The organism is Lysinibacillus sp. BF-4, from assembly GCF_000743635.1.
GTDB lineage: Bacteria > Bacillota > Bacilli > Bacillales_A > Planococcaceae > Metalysinibacillus > Metalysinibacillus saudimassiliensis.
The window spans coordinates 1-1442 of record NZ_JPUW01000089.1 but is presented as its reverse complement, the minus strand read 5'-3'; the positions used below and the strand labels follow the sequence as shown (position 1 = coordinate 1442).

The 1442-nt window shown below is 36.7% G+C and carries 1 protein-coding gene; it reads right to left on the bottom strand.

Annotated elements, in window-relative coordinates; all coding sequences use genetic code 11:
- Positions 1–48: 48 nt before the first annotated feature.
- Positions 49–1373 (bottom strand): IS3 family transposase gene (locus tag CH76_RS13250; protein ID WP_152553351.1). Its coding sequence is split into 2 segments (ribosomal slippage): positions 49–995 and positions 995–1373, totalling 1326 coding nucleotides; the frame shifts between segments, so codons are not numbered across the junction.
- Positions 1374–1442: the final 69 nt, after the last annotated feature.

Sequence of the window (1442 nt, the reverse complement as noted above, 5' to 3'; positions counted from 1 at the left end):
GAACTGAACCCTTAATATTGGACAGTTTAATAAAAAACCCGCTGGTTATCAAGCAGATAGGAGATGACTTCGATATTCAATCGGAGTCATCTTTTTTAGGTTCCATTGTTTTCTTGTTTCATTGTAATAGGTCATATATTGATTAACTATTTGTTTCAATTCCTCAAAGTTTTTGGCTTGTTTATAGTCTAATTCATCCTTAATATGGCCAAAGAAGGATTCCATTGGCGCATTATCAATGCAGTTGCCTCTTCGAGACATAGACTGATCCAAATTCATTTCTTTCACGCGTTTTTGGAATTCTGGATGCGTGTAGTGGAAGCCTTGATCCGAGTGAAGCATTGCTTCGGGATGAATTATACCTTCTAATTTATCATTCAATTTCTTAAGTGTATGGTAAACAATAGACATTTTTAGTGTACTTGATAATTCATATGCAAGAATTTCTCGTGTTGCGACGTCTTTTACGCAGGAGAGATACGCAGTTTTACCTTGATATTTTAAGTAGGTAATATCGGTTAATAATATTTTTCCTGGTTCGTCTTGTACGAATTCACGATTTAATTTGTTAGGTAGCGTTTTGTGTTCTTGAGTCGCTTTGGCAATTTTCTTGTAAGGGTTAGCACGACGGATTTTCGCAAAGAAGTTATATTTTCGCATAAGACGACGGATTTTTTTCGAATTCATCGGGGTGTCGAGTAATTCGCGTACTTTCATATAGAGTCCGCGATACCCGATTTTCCCTTTGAATGCATCATAGATACACTTTAACAAGAGATAATCTTCATAGTCGTTATTTTCTCGAATCGCATGTTTTTCTATATTTTGTAACCAGTCATAATAGCCACTTCGGCTGACTTTTGCTTCTTCACATAGCGCTGAAACACAATTTTGAAGTCCATGTTTACGTAGGACTTCGTAAATAACTACATATTTTTCATGTGCTGCTACTTGCGTTCCATCGCCTTCCTTTCTAGTTCTTCTAGCTTTTTTAAAAGTTCAATTTCTGCTTCTAAATACTTTATACGCGCTTCAGCTTTCACCAATTTCTTTTCCGACGACAGGTGAAGTGTGGTTGGTCGTCCTGTGCTTCCTTTTCCTCTACGCTCTTCTAAAAAGCCGCCTTCTCCATAGGTTTGGAATAGTTTCCGCCAACTTTTTACTGCGCTTTTCACCCGATCTTTCCCAATCATCTCTATATCAAATCCATTTTCAATAAAAATTTGGCTAGGACCTTTTCCAGTTTGGTTTTCTTTAACAGCCCGTATTTTAAACGCTGGATTATATTGAATTGCTCGATCAGATACGGAGGCGACATTTGGATTCAATTCTAGTATTTTTTGTTGATGTTCGTTGAAATAGATTTTACTCATAAGTTTCCCACCACTCTCTCTAGTTATCTTTAGTATAGTGTGCTTTTTCCATAGAAAAAACCCCGAAAA